13 protein-coding genes, 3 tRNA genes and 1 pseudogene are annotated in these 14,941 nt (G+C 66.5%); 15 read left to right on the forward strand and 2 right to left on the reverse strand.

Translation table 11 applies throughout. The annotated features are described in order from the left end of the window. The first annotated feature begins 7 nt into the window (after nt 1-7). The 12 genes and pseudogenes from nuoH to WEE69_02670 all read left to right on the forward strand — a co-directional run bounded on the left by nuoH (nt 8) and on the right by WEE69_02670 (nt 13,303). Nucleotides 8-1,039, forward strand: a complete 1,032-nt coding sequence (gene nuoH, locus WEE69_02615) for an NADH-quinone oxidoreductase subunit NuoH (protein ID MEX1144181.1) — start codon at nt 8-10, stop codon at nt 1,037-1,039. Then, nucleotides 1,039-1,518: pseudogene (locus WEE69_02620) on the forward strand (NADH-quinone oxidoreductase subunit I). The gene nuoH and the pseudogene WEE69_02620 overlap by 1 nt, the downstream one beginning before the upstream one ends. Before the next feature lie 94 nt (nt 1,519-1,612). Next, nucleotides 1,613-2,119, forward strand: coding sequence for an NADH-quinone oxidoreductase subunit J (locus tag WEE69_02625; protein MEX1144182.1), 507 nt, complete (start codon nt 1,613-1,615; stop codon nt 2,117-2,119). An 8-nt stretch (nt 2,120-2,127) separates the two neighbouring features. Then, nucleotides 2,128-2,427, forward strand: a complete 300-nt coding sequence (nuoK, locus tag WEE69_02630) for an NADH-quinone oxidoreductase subunit NuoK (GenBank protein ID MEX1144183.1) — start codon at nt 2,128-2,130, stop codon at nt 2,425-2,427. 3 nt (nt 2,428-2,430) lie between these two features. Next, complete coding sequence (gene nuoL, locus WEE69_02635; protein MEX1144184.1) at nt 2,431-4,500, forward strand: NADH-quinone oxidoreductase subunit L; 2,070 nt, start codon at nt 2,431-2,433, stop codon at nt 4,498-4,500. Nucleotides 4,501-4,516: 16 nt separating this feature from the next. Continuing rightward, entirely contained in the window at nt 4,517-6,064 is a 1,548-nt protein-coding gene (locus WEE69_02640; protein ID MEX1144185.1) for an NADH-quinone oxidoreductase subunit M, read from the forward strand. A 4-nt stretch (nt 6,065-6,068) separates the two neighbouring features. Continuing rightward, entirely contained in the window at nt 6,069-7,532 is a 1,464-nt protein-coding gene (locus WEE69_02645) for an NADH-quinone oxidoreductase subunit N (protein MEX1144186.1), read from the forward strand. A gap of 17 nt (nt 7,533-7,549) precedes the next feature. Then, the gene (locus WEE69_02650) at nt 7,550-8,740 is read left to right on the forward strand and encodes an SAM-dependent methyltransferase (protein ID MEX1144187.1); all 1,191 of its coding nucleotides are present in this window, start codon (nt 7,550-7,552) and stop codon (nt 8,738-8,740) included. A gap of 102 nt (nt 8,741-8,842) precedes the next feature. Further along, a complete protein-coding gene (gene acs / locus WEE69_02655) occupies nt 8,843-10,801 on the forward strand; it encodes an acetate--CoA ligase (GenBank protein ID MEX1144188.1) in 1,959 nt (652 codons plus the stop codon). A gap of 145 nt (nt 10,802-10,946) precedes the next feature. After that, nucleotides 10,947-11,435 (forward strand): hypothetical protein, encoded by a 489-nt coding sequence (locus WEE69_02660; protein ID MEX1144189.1) that lies wholly within the window; start codon nt 10,947-10,949, stop codon nt 11,433-11,435. A gap of 12 nt (nt 11,436-11,447) precedes the next feature. Next, entirely contained in the window at nt 11,448-12,278 is an 831-nt protein-coding gene (locus WEE69_02665; GenBank protein MEX1144190.1) for an EamA family transporter, read from the forward strand. A gap of 131 nt (nt 12,279-12,409) precedes the next feature. Further along, on the forward strand, nt 12,410-13,303 hold the full coding sequence (locus WEE69_02670; GenBank protein ID MEX1144191.1) for a M48 family metalloprotease: 894 nt from the start codon (nt 12,410-12,412) through the stop codon (nt 13,301-13,303). Between the two features lie 142 nt (nt 13,304-13,445). Here the strand turns inward: WEE69_02670 and WEE69_02675 are convergent, their stop codons facing one another. Continuing rightward, nucleotides 13,446-13,934, reverse strand: a complete 489-nt coding sequence (locus tag WEE69_02675; GenBank protein MEX1144192.1) for a YajQ family cyclic di-GMP-binding protein — start codon at nt 13,932-13,934, stop codon at nt 13,446-13,448. A gap of 20 nt (nt 13,935-13,954) precedes the next feature. On the opposite strand from WEE69_02675, the gene WEE69_02680 reads away from it, so the two are divergent. Further along, nucleotides 13,955-14,036 (forward strand) — tRNA-Tyr (locus WEE69_02680). 53 nt (nt 14,037-14,089) lie between these two features. On the opposite strand, the gene WEE69_02685 is transcribed toward WEE69_02680, so the two are convergent. Further along, nucleotides 14,090-14,587, reverse strand: a complete 498-nt coding sequence (locus WEE69_02685; GenBank protein ID MEX1144193.1) for an N-acetyltransferase family protein — start codon at nt 14,585-14,587, stop codon at nt 14,090-14,092. 70 nt (nt 14,588-14,657) lie between these two features. Between WEE69_02685 and WEE69_02690 the strand changes: the two genes are divergently transcribed. Both WEE69_02690 and WEE69_02695 read left to right on the forward strand, forming a co-directional pair. Then, nucleotides 14,658-14,730 (forward strand) — tRNA-Thr (locus WEE69_02690). Nucleotide 14,731: 1 nt separating this feature from the next. Further along, a tRNA-Met gene (locus WEE69_02695) sits at nt 14,732-14,805 on the forward strand. Nucleotides 14,806-14,941 lie beyond the last annotated feature (136 nt).

Genomic DNA, 14,941 nt, shown 5'->3' on the forward strand with positions numbered 1-14,941 from the left:
GATCTCCTTGTTGTCGCCGATCGCGCTCGACATCGGTTGGGGCACCACGCTCGCGATCAAGACGATCGTGGTGCTGGCCATCATTCCGGCCGGCGCGCTCATCCTTGGCTACGTCTTCCTGCTCAAGGTGATGAGCCACATGCAGAGTCGGCTCGGGCCGATGGACCCCGGCGGATTCCACGGCTGGTACCAGCTCATCGGTGACGGCCTCAAGTTCCTCCAGAAGGAAGACGTGATGCCTGCGCAGGCCGACCGGCGTGTATTCGCCGCCGCGCCCGCGGTCATCGTGCTGTCCACTTTCCTCGTGTTCGCGGTGATCCCGATGGGTCCCGACCTCGTGGTGAAGCCGCTCGACGTCGGCGTGTTCTACGCACTGGCAGTGTCGAGCCTGTCGGTCATCGGTGTACTGATGGCAGGCTGGGCGAGCGCCAACAAGTTCGCGTTGCTCGGTGCGCTGCGCGCCGCCGCGCAGCTCATCGCGTACGAGCTACCGCTGCTGCTCGCGGTGGTGGGAGTGGTCGTGCAGGCCGGCACGATGAACCTGCAGGAGATCGTCGGTGCGCAGCAGAACGGCGAGATGTTCGGGTTCGGAGCCCTGGGCAATCCATACATCTTCACGCAGTTCATCGGCTTCGGCTTATTCCTCGTTGCGTCGCAAGCCGAGCTCACGCAGACACCCTTCGACATGCCCGTGGCCGAGAGCGAGCTGGTCTCGGGGTACATGGTCGAGTACACGGGCTTCCGCTTCCTCTTCTTCTTCATCGGCGAGTTCGGGACCGCGTTCGGGTTCGCGGCCCTCGCGGCGACGCTGTTCCTCGGTGGTTGGTCGATCCCGGGTGTGCACGGCGACTGGGCCAACATCCTCGGGCCGGGCGTGCTCTTCGCCAAGCTCATGATCGTGGCCTTCCTCATGTTCTGGGTTCGCTTCACATATCCGCGCCTTCGCGAGGACCAGCTCCAGGCGCTCGCGTGGAAGTTCCTCATCCCGATCGGCCTCGCCAACATCCTCCTTACTGGCGCACTCAAGGTGGCCTTCTGATGGCGTTTCCCAAGCCTCCTGGCCTGCTCAAGGGATTGGGCGTCACGCTCAAGACCATGCTCAAGCCCGCGGTCACGGTGCAGTACCCGCACGAGAAGGAAGCACCTGCGCCCCGAGCCCGCGGCGTGATCGCACTCAAGGAGGAGAACTGCACGGTCTGCATGCTGTGCGGTCGTTCCTGCCCCGACTGGTGCATCTACATCGAGGGCCACAAGGAGCAACGCCCGCCGCGTCGCGAAGGCGGGCGCCCGCGCTCGGTCAGCGTGCTCGACCGCTTCGACATCGACTACGCGCTCTGCATGTACTGCGGCATCTGCGTCGAGGTGTGCCCATTCGACGCGCTCTTCTGGAGCCCCGAGTACGAGTACTCCGAGTTCTCGATCTCGAACCTGCTGCACGACAAGGCCAAGCTCGGCGAGTGGATGGAGTCCGTCCCCGAGCCGGAGCCCCTGGAAGCCGGCGCTGAAAGTGGCAAGAAATGATGCGGCGACTGGAGCGAAGCGGAGGGAGCTCGCCAGCGAGCGAACGCCCGCGCCTCGGGTATTCCGAGGCGCAGAGAGCTAGCGCATAGAGATGTGGGAGCGGGACATCGCCTTCTGGGTCATCGCGTTGGCGATGGCTGCCGCGTCGCTCGGCGTTGTGCGGTCGCGAAACGTCGTCCACGCCGCGCTGTTCCTCGTCGTCGTGCTCGCTGGCGCCGCCGCGATGTACATCCTGCTCGTGGCCGAGTTCGTGGCCTGGGTGCAAGTGCTGATCTACATCGGCGCGGTCGTGATCCTGTTCCTGTTCGGCATCATGCTCACCCGCGCGCCGATGGGAGCCGAGGAGGGCCAGCTCGACAACGACCAACGGTGGGCGGCCGGGGTCGTCGCGCTGTTCGTGCTCGGCGTCCTGGTCGCGCTCCTCGTCGACGCGTTCGGCGGCAAGGAGATCGTGTTCAACGACGCGCTCGTCCAGCGGGGTCGAACCGCCGCGGTGAGCGATTCCCTCTTCCGAGACTTCCTCGTCCCGTTCGAGGTCGTCTCGATGCTGTTGCTCGCCGCGCTCGTCGGCGCGGTCGTCCTGGCGCGGCGGGACTGAGGGGCACCGTGGAGCTCAACTACTTCCTCGTCCTCTCCGCGTTCCTGTTCTGCGTCGGCGTGTACGGCGTGCTCGCTCGCCGCAACGGCGTCCTCGTGCTCATGAGCGTCGAGCTCATGCTCAACGCAGTGAACATCAACCTGATCGCGTTCTCGGCGTTCAACGCCGACATCGGGGGTCAGATCTTCGCCTTGTTCGTGATCACCATCGCGGCGGCCGAGGTCGGCGTCGGGTTGGCGATCGTGCTGCTCATCTACCGCAACCTCCGGAGCCCCGACCTCGACAAGATCGACCAGCTCAAGGGCTGACGGATGCTCGACGCCGCCTGGCTCATCCCCACGCTTCCCGCGGTCGCGTTCGCCGCGATCCTCTTCTTCGGCAAGCGCGCGCCCAGGCACGGTGCCGAGATCGGCATCGCCGCGGTTGGCGCGTCGTTCCTGCTCTCGTGCGTTGCCCTGGTGGAGTGGATCCACCGCGTCGAGGAAGCGACCGGCGGCGAGTCCCATGGTCTCGCCGCGCTCGGCAAGAGCGTCTTCGCCGCGGCGAGCGAGCACGGCGCCGTCGAGCCGGTCGTGAACACGGTCACCTGGTGGACGAGCGGCGGTACCGAGTTCGGCGTCGGAACGACAGTCGACGGCCTCACCGTGATGATGATGTTCGTCGTCACGCTGATCTCGCTGCTCGTGCAGATCTACTCCACCGCGTACATGCATGAGGACAAGCGCTACACGTGGTTCTTCGCCGCACTGTCCCTCTTCACGGCCTCGATGCTCACGCTCGTGGTCTCCGAGAACCTCCTCCAGCTCCTCGTCGGGTGGGAGCTCGTCGGCTTGTGCTCGTTCATGCTCATCGGGCACTGGTGGGAGGACCGCGCCAACAGCCGCGCCGCCATCAAGGCGTTCCTCACCACCCGGGTCGGGGACATCGGTCTGGTGATCGGCGTCATCGTGGTGTTCTTCGCCGCCAACACGTTCAGCATTGTCGGGATCAACGAGTACGCGTTGAGCAGCGGCGCGGAGCACGACCTGCTCATGGCCGGCGCGCTGTGCCTGTTCATCGGGATCATCGGCAAGAGCGGCCAGTTCCCCCTGCACACGTGGCTGCCCGACGCGATGGCGGGTCCCACGCCGGTCTCTGCGCTCATCCACGCGGCCACGATGGTGGTCGCGGGTGTGTACCTCGGTGCCCGCGTGTACCCGGTGTTTTACGAGGGCTTCTCGATCGCCGACGGGGGACTCAACTTCATGGCGCTGATCGGCGGCGTCACGATCATCATCGGAGCGGTCCTCGCCTTCGTTCAGCGCGACATCAAACGGGTGCTCGCGTATTCGACGATCAGCCAGCTCGGCTACATGGTCATGGCGTTGGGTGTCGGCGCGTGGACCGCGGCCGTCTTCCACCTGTTCACGCACGCCTTCTTCAAGGCGCTGCTGTTCCTCGGCGCGGGATCGGTGAGTCACTCCGGGGCCCACCACTCGTTCGACATGAAGGCCGACATGGGCGGTCTGCGCAAGCACATGCCGATCACGTTCGCCACCTTCATGATCGGTTCGCTCGCGCTCGCCGGGATCTTCCCGCTCGCCGGGTTCTGGTCGAAGGACGAGATCCTCGTGACCGCGGGGGAGAACGGGTTCGACATCTTCCTGGTCGTCGGCCTCATCGGCGCCTTCCTGACCGCGGCCTACATGACCCGCTGCGTCTACCTCACGTTCTTCGGTGAGTACCGCGGTCACGGTCACCCGCACGAGTCGAGCCGCGCGATCACCGTTCCCCTGATGATCCTCGCCGCTTTCTCGGTGCTCGCCGGCCTCGTCAATGCGGTCCCGCTCGGCATCGAGCGGTTCACCGAGTGGTTCGAGCCCACCTTCGCGTTCCCGCACCTGGTGCACGCGGAGTTCGACTACGGGTTGGCCGTCGCGTCGGTGTCGATCGCCGCCATCGGCATCGGGATCGCAGCATTCCTCTGGTTCCGCCGGGAGGAGCTCGGGCCTTTCCGCGGTCTCACGCAGCGCAACGCGCTCGCTCGTGGCGGTTACACGTTCCTCGAGAACAAGTACTACCTCGACCACCTCTACGAGAACGTGATCGTCGACGGAATACGCGGTGCCGTGGGTCGCGCGGTCTACTGGTTCGACCAGCACGTGGTCGACGGGATCATCAACGGTGTCGGGCGCGGCGCCGCTCGCACGGGTCGATTCACCTACGACCTTCTCGACCAGCGCCTGGTCGACGGCTCGATCAACGCGCTCGCCGCCGGCACCGGCGACGCCGGCAGTGCCGTGCAAACCGTGCAGTCCGGCCGGGTGCAGCGCTACGCGCTGCTGTTGTTCGCCTCCGTCGGGGTCATGGCCCTTTTCGTGTTCCTCGTCAACACACTCTGAGGGGAGAGACCTTCACATGGAATGGTTCGATGACTGGGCGTTGACCCTGGCGGTCTTCCTCCCCCTCGTCGGCATGGTGCTCGTGCTGCTGATCCCACGAGCACAAGAGCAGGCGATGAAGGTGACGGCGCTCCTCACGGCGCTCGTCACCGGCGCCGTCGGCATCGGCATCATGGTCGACTTCAACTACGAGGCGGGCGGCAAGCTCCAGTTCCAGGCCAACGAGTCGTGGATCGACGTCATCAAGAGCCGGTACCACGTGGGCATCGACGGCATCGCGCTGCCGCTCCTGATCCTGTCCATGCTGATCGTGATCGCCTGCATCATCTACTCCTGGGACCACTTCCCCGAGCCGCGCAACATCAAGGGCTTCCTCGCGCTGATCCTGTTGCTCGAGGTGGGCATGAACGGCACGTTCGTTGCCCAGGACCTCATCCTCTTCTTCATCTTCTTCGAGCTCGTCCTGCTCCCGATGTTCTTCATGATCGGCGTGTGGGGTGGCCCCAACCGCGAGTACGCGTCGATCAAGTTCTTCTTGTTCACGCTGTTCGGCTCGGCCCTGATGCTCGTGGGCTTCCTGGCGCTGTTCTTCGTGTCGAAGCAGCAGACCTTCGACATGGTGGAGCTCTCCAACTTCGCGGGCGCCGGGATCGATCACACGACGCAGATGCTCATCTTCGGGGGCTTCTTCCTCGGGTTCGCGATCAAGGTGCCGATGTTCCCGTTCCACACCTGGCTGCCCGACGCACATACCGAAGCGCCAACCGTTGGCTCGGTGCTGCTGGCGGCGATCCTGCTGAAGCTCGGCACGTACGGATTCATCCGCATCGCGCTGCCGATGCTCCCCGACGCGGCTGCCGACTGGGCGCCGTTCATCGGCCTGCTCGCGGTCATCGGCATCATCTACGGCGCGCTGTGCTGCCTCGCGCAACGAGACATGAAACGCCTGATCGCGTTCTCGTCGGTGGCGCACATGGGCTTCGTGATGCTCGGGATCGCCACGCTCACCGACTTCGGCCTCAATGCAGCCGTCTTCGGGATGGTCGCGCATGGCCTCATCACCGGCATGCTCTTCTTCATCGCCGGGTCGGTGCAGGAGCGCTACGAGACGCGCGAGATGAGCCGGCTTGGAGGCCTGCTCACGCAAGCGCCCAAGCTCGGGTGGATCCTCGGGTTCTGCACGATGGCGTCGCTCGGGCTGCCTGGGCTCGCCGGGTTCTGGGGTGAGTTCCCGGCCGTCCTCTCCGCCTACTCGCCCGCCAAGGTGCTCGATGGCCTCGTCGGCGACGGCAGCGCGTTGTGGACGTATCGCACGTACATGGTGATCGCGGCGATCGGCACGGTGCTCGCGGCCGGCTACCTGCTCGTCATGCTGCAGCGCGTTGCCTTCGGCGCACCCAAGTCTGAGTTCGAGAGCGCGCACATCCACGATCTGCATGTGCCCGAGTGGCTCGCGTGGACACCGCTCCTGCTCCTGATCGTCGCGCTCGGCATTTACCCCAACCTGCTGTTCGACGTCACCGACGGCGCGGTCGGGAGCGTCACGAAGGTCTTCGGGGGCTGACCGCATGAACGCGCCGCAGATCGACTACCACGCGCTCGCGCCGGAGATCGTCCTCACCGGGACGATCGTCGTCGTGCTGCTGGTCGACCTGTTCGCGCGGCGTTCCGATCTCGTACCGCGGCTCGCGAGCATCGGAGTGCTCGGTGCGCTCATCCCCGTGTTCACGCTCGCGGTCGACGGCGCCGACCGGTCCATGTTCGGTGGCGCATACGTCGTCGACAACTACGCCCTCGTGTTCAAAGGCTTGTTCCTGATCGTCGCGTATCTCACGATCCTGCTTGCGTTCAACTACATCGGCGAGGGCGACTACTACCGCGGCGAGTTCTACGTGCTGATCCTCACGTCCGTGCTCGGGATGACGGTCATGGCGTCAGCTCGTGACCTCATCACCATCTTCGTGGCCCTCGAGACGATCACGATCCCCACGTTCGCGCTCGCGGCTTGGCGCAAGCACGACACGAAGTCCAACGAGGCGGGGCTCAAGTACTTCCTGATCGGGGTGATCTCGACCGCGATCATGTTGTACGGGATGTCACTGGTGTACGGCGTCACGGGCGCCAACAAGCTCGTCGACATCGCCGGATACATCAACGCACACTCGGTGCCACCGCTCTTCGCCGTCGGCGTGTTCCTCACGCTGACCGGCTTCGCGTTCAAGGTGAGCGCGGTGCCGTTCCACTTCTGGGCCCCCGATACCTACGAGGGCGCGCCCACCCCGGTCACGGCGTTCCTGTCGGTCGCGTCCAAGGCCGGTGGCTTCGTGGCGATGATCTCGATCCTCAAGATCGGCTTCTTCTCGTCCGACGATTCGTGGCAGCCGATCATCTATGCCCTTGCGGCGGCATCCATGACGCTCGGGAACCTCGCCGCACTACGCCAGACCAACATCGTGCGCATGCTCGCGTACTCATCGATCGCGCAGGGCGGCTTCATGCTCGTCCCGCTCGCGGTCGCGGCCGACGTGACCAGTAACTCCGCCTGGGAAGGCGTCGTCATCTATCTCCTGATCTACGCCGGCATGAACATCGGTGCGTTCGCGGCGGTGATCGCGGTGGCGCGGCGCACCGGATCGGGCGAGATCTCGAGCTACGCCGGGCTCGGCCGCAGCGACCCCGCGCTCGCTCTGATGATGACGATCTTCCTGTTCTCGCTGGCCGGCATCCCGTTCTTCGCAGGCTGGTTCGCCAAGCTGGTGATGTTCCGTGCCGCGTTCGACTCGGGCACCACGGGCGCGGTGATCCTCGGCGTGATCGCCGCGGTGAACGCGGTCGTGGCCTTCTTCTATTACGCCGGTGTCGGCCGTCAGATGTGGTTCCGCGAGCCCGACCCGGCAACAGAGCGCAGCACGGTGCCCACGCCGCTTGCGCTCAACGCCGCGATGTTCATCGTCACCGTCGGCGTCCTCGCCGTCGGCGTGTACCCACAGGCCATCGCCCGCCTCGGCGAGCTCGCCTTCACACCGGGGTAGCGCAACCCACGAGCACCGTGACGCTCGAAGCGCGGATTGCGGCGCGGATCCGGCGGGAGGGTCCGATCGCGTTCGCCGACTTCCAGGCGATGGCACTCTACGACGAGCCCGACGGGTTCTTCACCGGTGGCGGTGGCGCGGGGCGCGGCGGGCGCGACTTCATGACCAGCCCCGAGGTCGGGTCACTGTTCGGTGCGCTCGTCGCCCGCCATCTCGACGCGGTCTGGCACCGCCTCGACGCGCCCGACCCGTTCGTGGTTGTAGAGGTCGGTGCCGGCCGCGGTCGCCTCGCCGCCGACGTGTTGCGCGCGGGTCCGGGATGTGCGCCAGCGTTGCGCTACGTCTTGATCGAGCGCTCGGCGCGGCTGCGCGCCGAGCAGCGCGAGCTCCTCACGCTCGAGCCCGCCGACGAAGCGCTAGGGCCGTTCGCTCGCCGCGCCGACCTCGACGAGCCGCTGGAAGCGGTGCCCGGGTCCGGACCGATCGTGAGCTCGCTGGACGACCTCCCGGCCATGTCCCTCGACGGTGTCGTCATCGCCAACGAGCTCCTCGACAACCTGCCCGTGCACCTCGTGGAACGCGTCGAGGGCGAGTGGAGCGAGGTCCGCGTGCGGCTCGACGACGAAGAGCGATTGGTCGAAGCGCTCGTTCCCGCGCCACCCGAGCTCGCGATCGAGGCCGATCGCGTCGGGTCCGCCGACGTGCCCGGCGGGAGCCGGCTCCCGATCCCGGTCGCGACCAAGGACTGGCTCGAGCGCATCGCGATGCTGCTCGACCACGGCGAGGTGCTGTTGATCGACTACATGGACGATGTGCGCGGGCTGCTGCAGCGCGGCCAAGCGAGCTGGTTGCGCACCTACGCCGGTCACGGTCGCGGTTCTGCCCCGCTCGACGCCCCGGGTCATCAGGACATTACGTGCGACGTGCCGATCGAGTACCTCGGCTTGGCGGCGGCACGCGCCGGGTTCACGATCGCGGGCGAGACGTCGCAAGCCGAGTGGTTGGCGGGGCTTGGCGTTGACGAGCTCGTCGCGGCAGGCGACGCCACATGGCGCGACCGCGCGCATATCGGAGATCTCGAGGCCATCGCGGGGCGCAGCCGCGGCGTCGAAGCCGCGGCACTCACCGACCCCGACGGGCTGGGTGCACACCGCGTCGTCACTCTCACAGTCGGAGCGGCGAGCGTTCCAAAGGACGGCGGTAGGTGACGGGTGGCTTTGCCGCCCGTCACCGGAGGAGACGAAGCCTGCGGAGTCGACCAGGGGTGCAGGTAACCTGCCGCCGAGCGAGCGCGACAAGGGGAGGTGTCTATGACCGACACGATCGAGTCTCTGCTCGCCGAGGGCCGGACCTTTCCGCCCCCTGCGCCGTTCAAGAAGCGCGCGCGCGTCACCGACGCCGAGCTCTACGACGAGGCGAACACCGACTTCGAGGGCTTTTGGGCCAAGCAAGCGGCCGACCTCCTCGACTGGTACGAGGAATGGCACACGGTCCTCGAATGGGACCTGCCCTTCGCCAAGTGGTTCGTCGGCGGCAAGATCAACGCGTCGTACAACTGCCTCGATCGCCACGTCGCCGCCGGTCACGGCGACAAGGTCGCGTATCACTGGGAAGGTGAGCCCGGTGACACGCGCACGATCACGTACGCGCAGCTCCTCGACGAGGTGAGTCGCCTCGCCAACGCGTTGAAGGCGCTGGGCGTCGGCAAGGGCGATCGGGTGAACATCTACCTCGGAATGGTGCCCGAGCTCCCGATGGCGCTTCTCGCGTGCTCGCGCATCGGCGCGCCCCACTCGGTGGTGTTCGGTGGGTTCTCCGCCGACTCACTGCGCGATCGCATCAACGACGCCGAGGCCAAGGTCCTCATCACCGGCGACGGCGCGTGGCGACGCGGGACGATCGTGCCCCTCAAGGACACCGCCGACGCTGCAGTCGCCGACTGCCCGTCAATCGAGAAGGTGTTGGTGCTGCGGCGCACCGAGCAGGACGTTCCCTGGACCGACGGGCGCGACGTGTGGTGGCACGACCTCGTGGCGCAGCAATCAACCGAGTGCCCGCCCGAGCCGATGGACACCGAGGACCTCCTCTACCTCCTCTATACGAGCGGGACCACGGCCAAGCCCAAGGGCATCATGCACACCACCGGGGGCTACCTCACCCAGGTGTGCTGGACGCACCAGAACGTCTTCGACCTCCAGCCCGACGACGACGTCTACTGGTGTGCAGCCGACGTCGGCTGGGTCACCGGTCACTCGTACATCGTCTACGGGCCGCTCGCGAACTGCACGACGAGCGTGATGTACGAAGGAACGCCCGACTTCCCGGACAAGGACCGGCTCTGGCAGATCGTCGAGCGCTACGGCGTCACCATCCTCTATACCGCACCTACCGCCATCCGCACCTTCATGAAATGGGGCGCCGAATGGCCCGAACATCGTGACCTGAAGAGCCTTCGGCTCCTCGGGACCGTCGGCGAACCGATCAATCCGGAGGCTTGGGTTTGGTACTGGGAGCACATCGGCGGCGGGCGGTGCCCGGTCGTGGACACGTGGTGGCAGACCGAGACCGGCGCCATCATGATCAGCCCGCTCCCCGGCGCGACGACGCTCAAGCCAGGGAGCGCGACGTTCCCGATGCCAGGGATCGGTGCCGACATCGTCGACGACCAGGGCAATGGTGTCCCGATCCCCGGTGGGGGCTACCTCGTGCTGACGCGCCCGTGGCCCTCGATGCTGCGTGGCATCTGGGGTGATCCGGAGCGGTACCGCAGCACGTATTGGAGCCGCTTCGACGGCAAGTACTTCGCCGGTGACGGCGCGAAGCGCGACGACGACGGGTACTTCTGGCTGCTCGGGCGCGTCGATGACGTGATGCTCGTGTCGGGGCACAACATCTCGACTGCCGAGGTGGAGCACTCGCTGGTCGGGCACCCGGCGGTGGCTGAGGCCGCGGTCATCGGACGCACCGACGCCACCACCGGCCAGGCGATCGCCGCGTTCGTGATCCTGCGCAGCGGCCAGGAGCCGAGCGAGGCGCTCGCCGATGAGCTGCGCGCGCACGTCGGGGACACGATCGGCCCGATCGCGAAGCCGAAGACGATCTTGTTCACCGAAGACCTGCCCAAGACCCGGTCGGGGAAGATCATGCGCCGGCTGCTCAAGGACGTGAGCGAAGACCACGCGCTCGGCGACACGACCACCCTCGCCGACCCATCCGTCGTCGAAGGCATCAAGGCGCGCTACCTCGCAGAGACGCCGGACGAGGAGTGAGTCACCTTTCTGGTCGCGCTCGCTCGGCGGCAGGGACCAACCTGCCTGGTCGACTCCGCAGGCTCCGTCTCCCGCCGCCGCCCTACGGGTGGCTCGCCACTCCGGCGAGCTCACTCGCTTCGCTCGTTCGCCGCGCGCAGCGGGAATGAAGCTCGCTCCTGAACACTGGACGTGGCGCGATGGTCCGATCGAGGCCGGTCGCGTCGCCGTCATCGACATCGACGGCGTGCTCTCGGACGCGACCACCCGCCAGCACTACTTGGAGGCACCGCGACGCGACTGGCGCGCGTTCTTCGACGCGTGCAGTGAGGACCCGGTGATCGAGGAGGTCAAAGTGCTCCTCGACCTCCTCGACCCGATGCTGCGCATCGTCCTGCTCACTGCTCGCCCCGAGCGGCTGCATCACCTGACGGTGGCGTGGTTGGAGCACTACCGAATCCGTTGGGACGTGCTCGTCATGCGGCCGTGGGGTGACTACGACCAGTCGCGTGAGTTCAAGCAAGCGTCGGTTTGGGAGCTGCGTCAGTACGGCTTCGAGCTTCGCCTCGCGATCGAAGACGATCGGCGCAACGTCGAGATGTTCCGCAGCGAGGGCGTGCCCTGCATCTACTTCCATAGCGGCTACTACGACTAGCGACTGATCTGGATGCTGGAGGCAACGCTCCTCGCGCTCGGGTCAGCCGCGCTGCACGCGTTCTGGAACCTGCTCGTCAAGGCGAGCCAGGAGCGTCTCTTCACGGCGTGGGGTCAGTTCCTCGTCGGTGGCGTGATCACGCTGCCGGTGCTCGTGATCATCGGCTTCCCCGACGCCGATGCCTTGCCGTACCTCGCGATCTCGAGTGCCGTGCACGTCGTGTACGTGTTCGCCCTCGTTCGTGCGTACCACCACGGCGACTTCTCGCTCGCCTATCCGCTGGCACGCGGCGGCGGAGCGATGCTCGCAGCGATCGGTGGTGTGGCCTTCCTGTCCGACGACCTCTCGGGTCTTTCGTGGCTCGCGATCGCGATCGTCGTCGGCGGGTTGGCGTCGCTCGTGCGGCGGCACGTCGGGCGAGCAGCGCTGCTGTGGGCGGGGCTGACCGCCGCGACGATCGGCATGTACACCGTGCTCGACTCGGCCGGCGCGCGGAAGACCGACAGCGGGATCGCATACGGGATCGCACTGGTCATCGGAGCGGCGCTCGCGATCAGCATCTACGGAGCCACGCAAGGCATGGTCGGCGACTTCACCCGCTACTTGAGGAGCGACTGGCGCCGCGTGTCCCTGGGCGGGATCGCCTCCGTGATGGCGTACTCGATGGTGCTGGCGGGTGTGCGACTCGCGCCGGTCGGCTACGTCGCCTCCCTGCGCGAGTCGTCGGTGGTGTTGGGTGCGGCCGCCGGCTGGCTCCTGCTCCACGAGCGTCTCGGACGGGCGCGCCTCGTGTCGGCCGCCGTGGTGACGGTGGGATTGGTGCTCCTCGTGGCCTCTCGCTGAGCGAATGTCCGCGCCGCAGGCAACCTAGGGCGCAGTGAGCGGGCCCAAGCGGCCCGGCTCGCAGCGCCGAGAGCGGAGAAGCTGACCCCGGTTCACGGGAACCAATCCGCAGCACGTAGCGTTGGAATCAAATGGCCCCGATCAGGTGGGCCCGAGAGGTGACGACGATGTCGGCATTCAAGAACACGTTCAAGACCATGATCTTCCTCGCCGCGCTCGGCGGGCTGTTCATCGGAATCGGCGGAGCGCTCGGCGGGAACGGCGGGCTCGCCATCGGGCTCGTCATCGGCCTGCTCTTCGTGGGTGGGTCCTACTGGTTCAGCGACAAGCTCGCGATCAAGGCCGCTCGGGCGAAGCCCGTGACCCGCGAGGACGAGCCGGTCCTGTACGAGATCGTGGAGGACCTCGCCCGTCGCGACGGCATCCCCATGCCGCGCCTGTACATGTCCGCAGAGCCGCAACCCAATGCGTTCGCCACCGGACGGAGTCCGAACCACGCCGCGGTGTGTGCCACCCAGGGGATCATGCAGGTCCTCGATCGCGACGAGCTGCGCGGCGTGCTCGCCCACGAGCTCTCGCACGTCAAGAACCGCGACATCCTCATCGGCTCTGTTGCCGCCGCGGTGGCGATGGCGATCATGTTCGTGTCCCGCATCGCGATGTGGGGTGCGATGTTCGGCGGTAGCGACGACGACGATGGCGGCGGCATCATCGGCTTGCTGGCACTCGTGATCCTCGCCCCGATCGCGGCGATGCTGCTCCAGATGGCCCTCTCGCGCTCACGCGAGTTCCAGGCCGACTCCAGCGGCGCGCACCTGATCGACGACGGTGAGCCGCTCGCCCGTGCCCTGGAGAAGATCGAGGCCTACGTGAAGCAAGTCCCGATGAACATCCAACCCGCGCAAGCCAGCGCGTTCATCATCAATCCCCTCACGGGCCGCAAAGTCAGCTTCGCCGGCCTCTTCTCCACCCACCCACCGACAGCCGACCGAGTCGCCCGACTCCGCGACGGAGCGTGGCGGTAGCACAACGGCATCGGCTGGTGCGCCCGAGCGGGGGCTTTGCCGCCGCTCGACCACCGGGGCGTGGAGCGAGTCGCGTTGGGAGGGGCCGGGGGGGGGGGGGGGGGCCCCCCCCCCCCCCCCCCCCCCCCCCCCCCCCCCCCTTTCAGTCGCGGAAGTTGGTGAAGTCGAGGGGGATGCCGAAGTCCTTCTCTCGCACCGCGGCGATGACGGATTGGAGGTCGTCGCGCTTCTTGCCGCTGACGCGGAGCTGATCACCCTGCACCTGGTGTGACACGCCCTTGAGTCCGAGCTCCTTGATGAACTTGCCGAGCTCGCGCGCCTTGTCCTGGTTGATGCCGACCATGAGGGTGACGACCTGGCGAACCGTTCCCTTCGTGGCTTCCTCGATCTTGCCGTACGAGAGCGCCTTCAGCGACACCTTGCGCTTCACGAACTTCTCTTCGAGCACCTGCGTGAGCGCTTTGAGGCGCTGATCGCTCTCGGTGTGCAGCTCGATCGTCTTCTCTTTGAGTTCGATCGAGCTGTTCGTGCCCTTGAAGTCGAAGCGCGTCGAGATCTCGCGGCTGGCTTGGTCGACCGCGTTGCGCACCTCTTGAAAGTCGACCTCGGAGACAACGTCGAAGGTAGGCATCGCGGTACTGTACGCAACCGGGGTCGGTACCCGAGTGGCCAAAGGGAGCGGCCTGTAAAGTCGCTGGCACAGCCTACGTTGGTTCGAATCCAACCCGGCCCACGACACGGCTCGCCCGAGGGGCGGGCCGATTCGCGCGGCGACCGCGCGCACGGTCACAACAGCCGCTGCATCTCCACGACGTCGAGCCACTTGTTGAACTTGCGACCGACCTCGCGCTCGATGCCAACGTGCTCGAACCCGCACGCTACGTGCAGCGCGATCGACACCTCGTGATCGCCCACGATGCGGGCGATCATCGAGTGGAACCCGTGGTCCCGGCCGAGGCGAACGAGCTCGTCGAGCAAGAGCCGCCCGAGGCCGCGGGAGCGGTGATCCCGGTGCACGTACACCGAGTCCTCGACGGTGGTCGCGTATGCCGGGCGGTCCTTGTACGGCGACAGCGACCCGAAACCCACGATGGTCCCGTCATCGTCGAGGGCGACGATCGCGGGGTGACCGCCCGAGTGCTCGTCGATCCACGCCACTTGCTGGTCCAGCGTGCGGGGAACCAGGTCGAAGGTCACCGTCGACTCGGCGACCTCCAGGTTGTAGATCTCTCGGATCGCGGCGGCATCGCGTCGCTCGGCGAGTCGAATCGGCAGCGTGGACACAGCCGCGGAAGGTAGTCGGCCCACAACGGCTGGTGGTCGGGATTCGCAGTGTTGCTAACCTGACTGGCTCGCCCCCTTAGCTCAGTCGGCAGAGCACTTCCATGGTAAGGAAGGGGTCTACGGTTCGAGTCCGTAAGGGGGCTCGGCGGTGTAGCTCAGTTGGTCAGAGCACGCGGCTCATAATCGCGGCGTCGCGGGTTCGAGTCCCGCCACCGCTACCGAGAGTGAAGGCAAGAGGATGGGAGGGTCAGACCGCGACCCTCCCGCCTCTGCGCGGTAGATGTGGGAGCAGAGCAGGGATGAGCAAGCCGAAGTTCGAGCGGAACAAGCCGCATCTCAACATCGGGACGATTG

Source organism: Acidimicrobiia bacterium, from assembly GCA_040881685.1.
In the GTDB taxonomy this organism is placed as follows: Bacteria; Actinomycetota; Acidimicrobiia; order IMCC26256; family PALSA-555; genus SHVJ01.

Bases quoted from the DNA above. Each gene is read 5' to 3' on its own strand.
- WEE69_02625 (MEX1144182.1), top strand. From the start codon at position 1,613: ATGTGGGAGCGGGACATCGCCTTCTGGGTCATCGCGTTGGCGATGGCT.
- nuoL (MEX1144184.1), top strand. From the start codon at position 2,431: ATGCTCGACGCCGCCTGGCTCATCCCCACGCTTCCCGCGGTCGCGTTC.
- WEE69_02640 (MEX1144185.1), top strand. From the start codon at position 4,517: ATGGAATGGTTCGATGACTGGGCGTTGACCCTGGCGGTCTTCCTCCCC.
- WEE69_02645 (MEX1144186.1), top strand. From the start codon at position 6,069: ATGAACGCGCCGCAGATCGACTACCACGCGCTCGCGCCGGAGATCGTC.
- acs (MEX1144188.1), top strand. From the start codon at position 8,843: ATGACCGACACGATCGAGTCTCTGCTCGCCGAGGGCCGGACCTTTCCG.
- WEE69_02660 (MEX1144189.1), top strand. From the start codon at position 10,947: ATGAAGCTCGCTCCTGAACACTGGACGTGGCGCGATGGTCCGATCGAG.
- WEE69_02665 (MEX1144190.1), top strand. From the start codon at position 11,448: ATGCTGGAGGCAACGCTCCTCGCGCTCGGGTCAGCCGCGCTGCACGCG.
- WEE69_02670 (MEX1144191.1), top strand. From the start codon at position 12,410: ATGGCCCCGATCAGGTGGGCCCGAGAGGTGACGACGATGTCGGCATTC.
- WEE69_02675 (MEX1144192.1), bottom strand. From the start codon at position 13,934: ATGCCTACCTTCGACGTTGTCTCCGAGGTCGACTTTCAAGAGGTGCGC.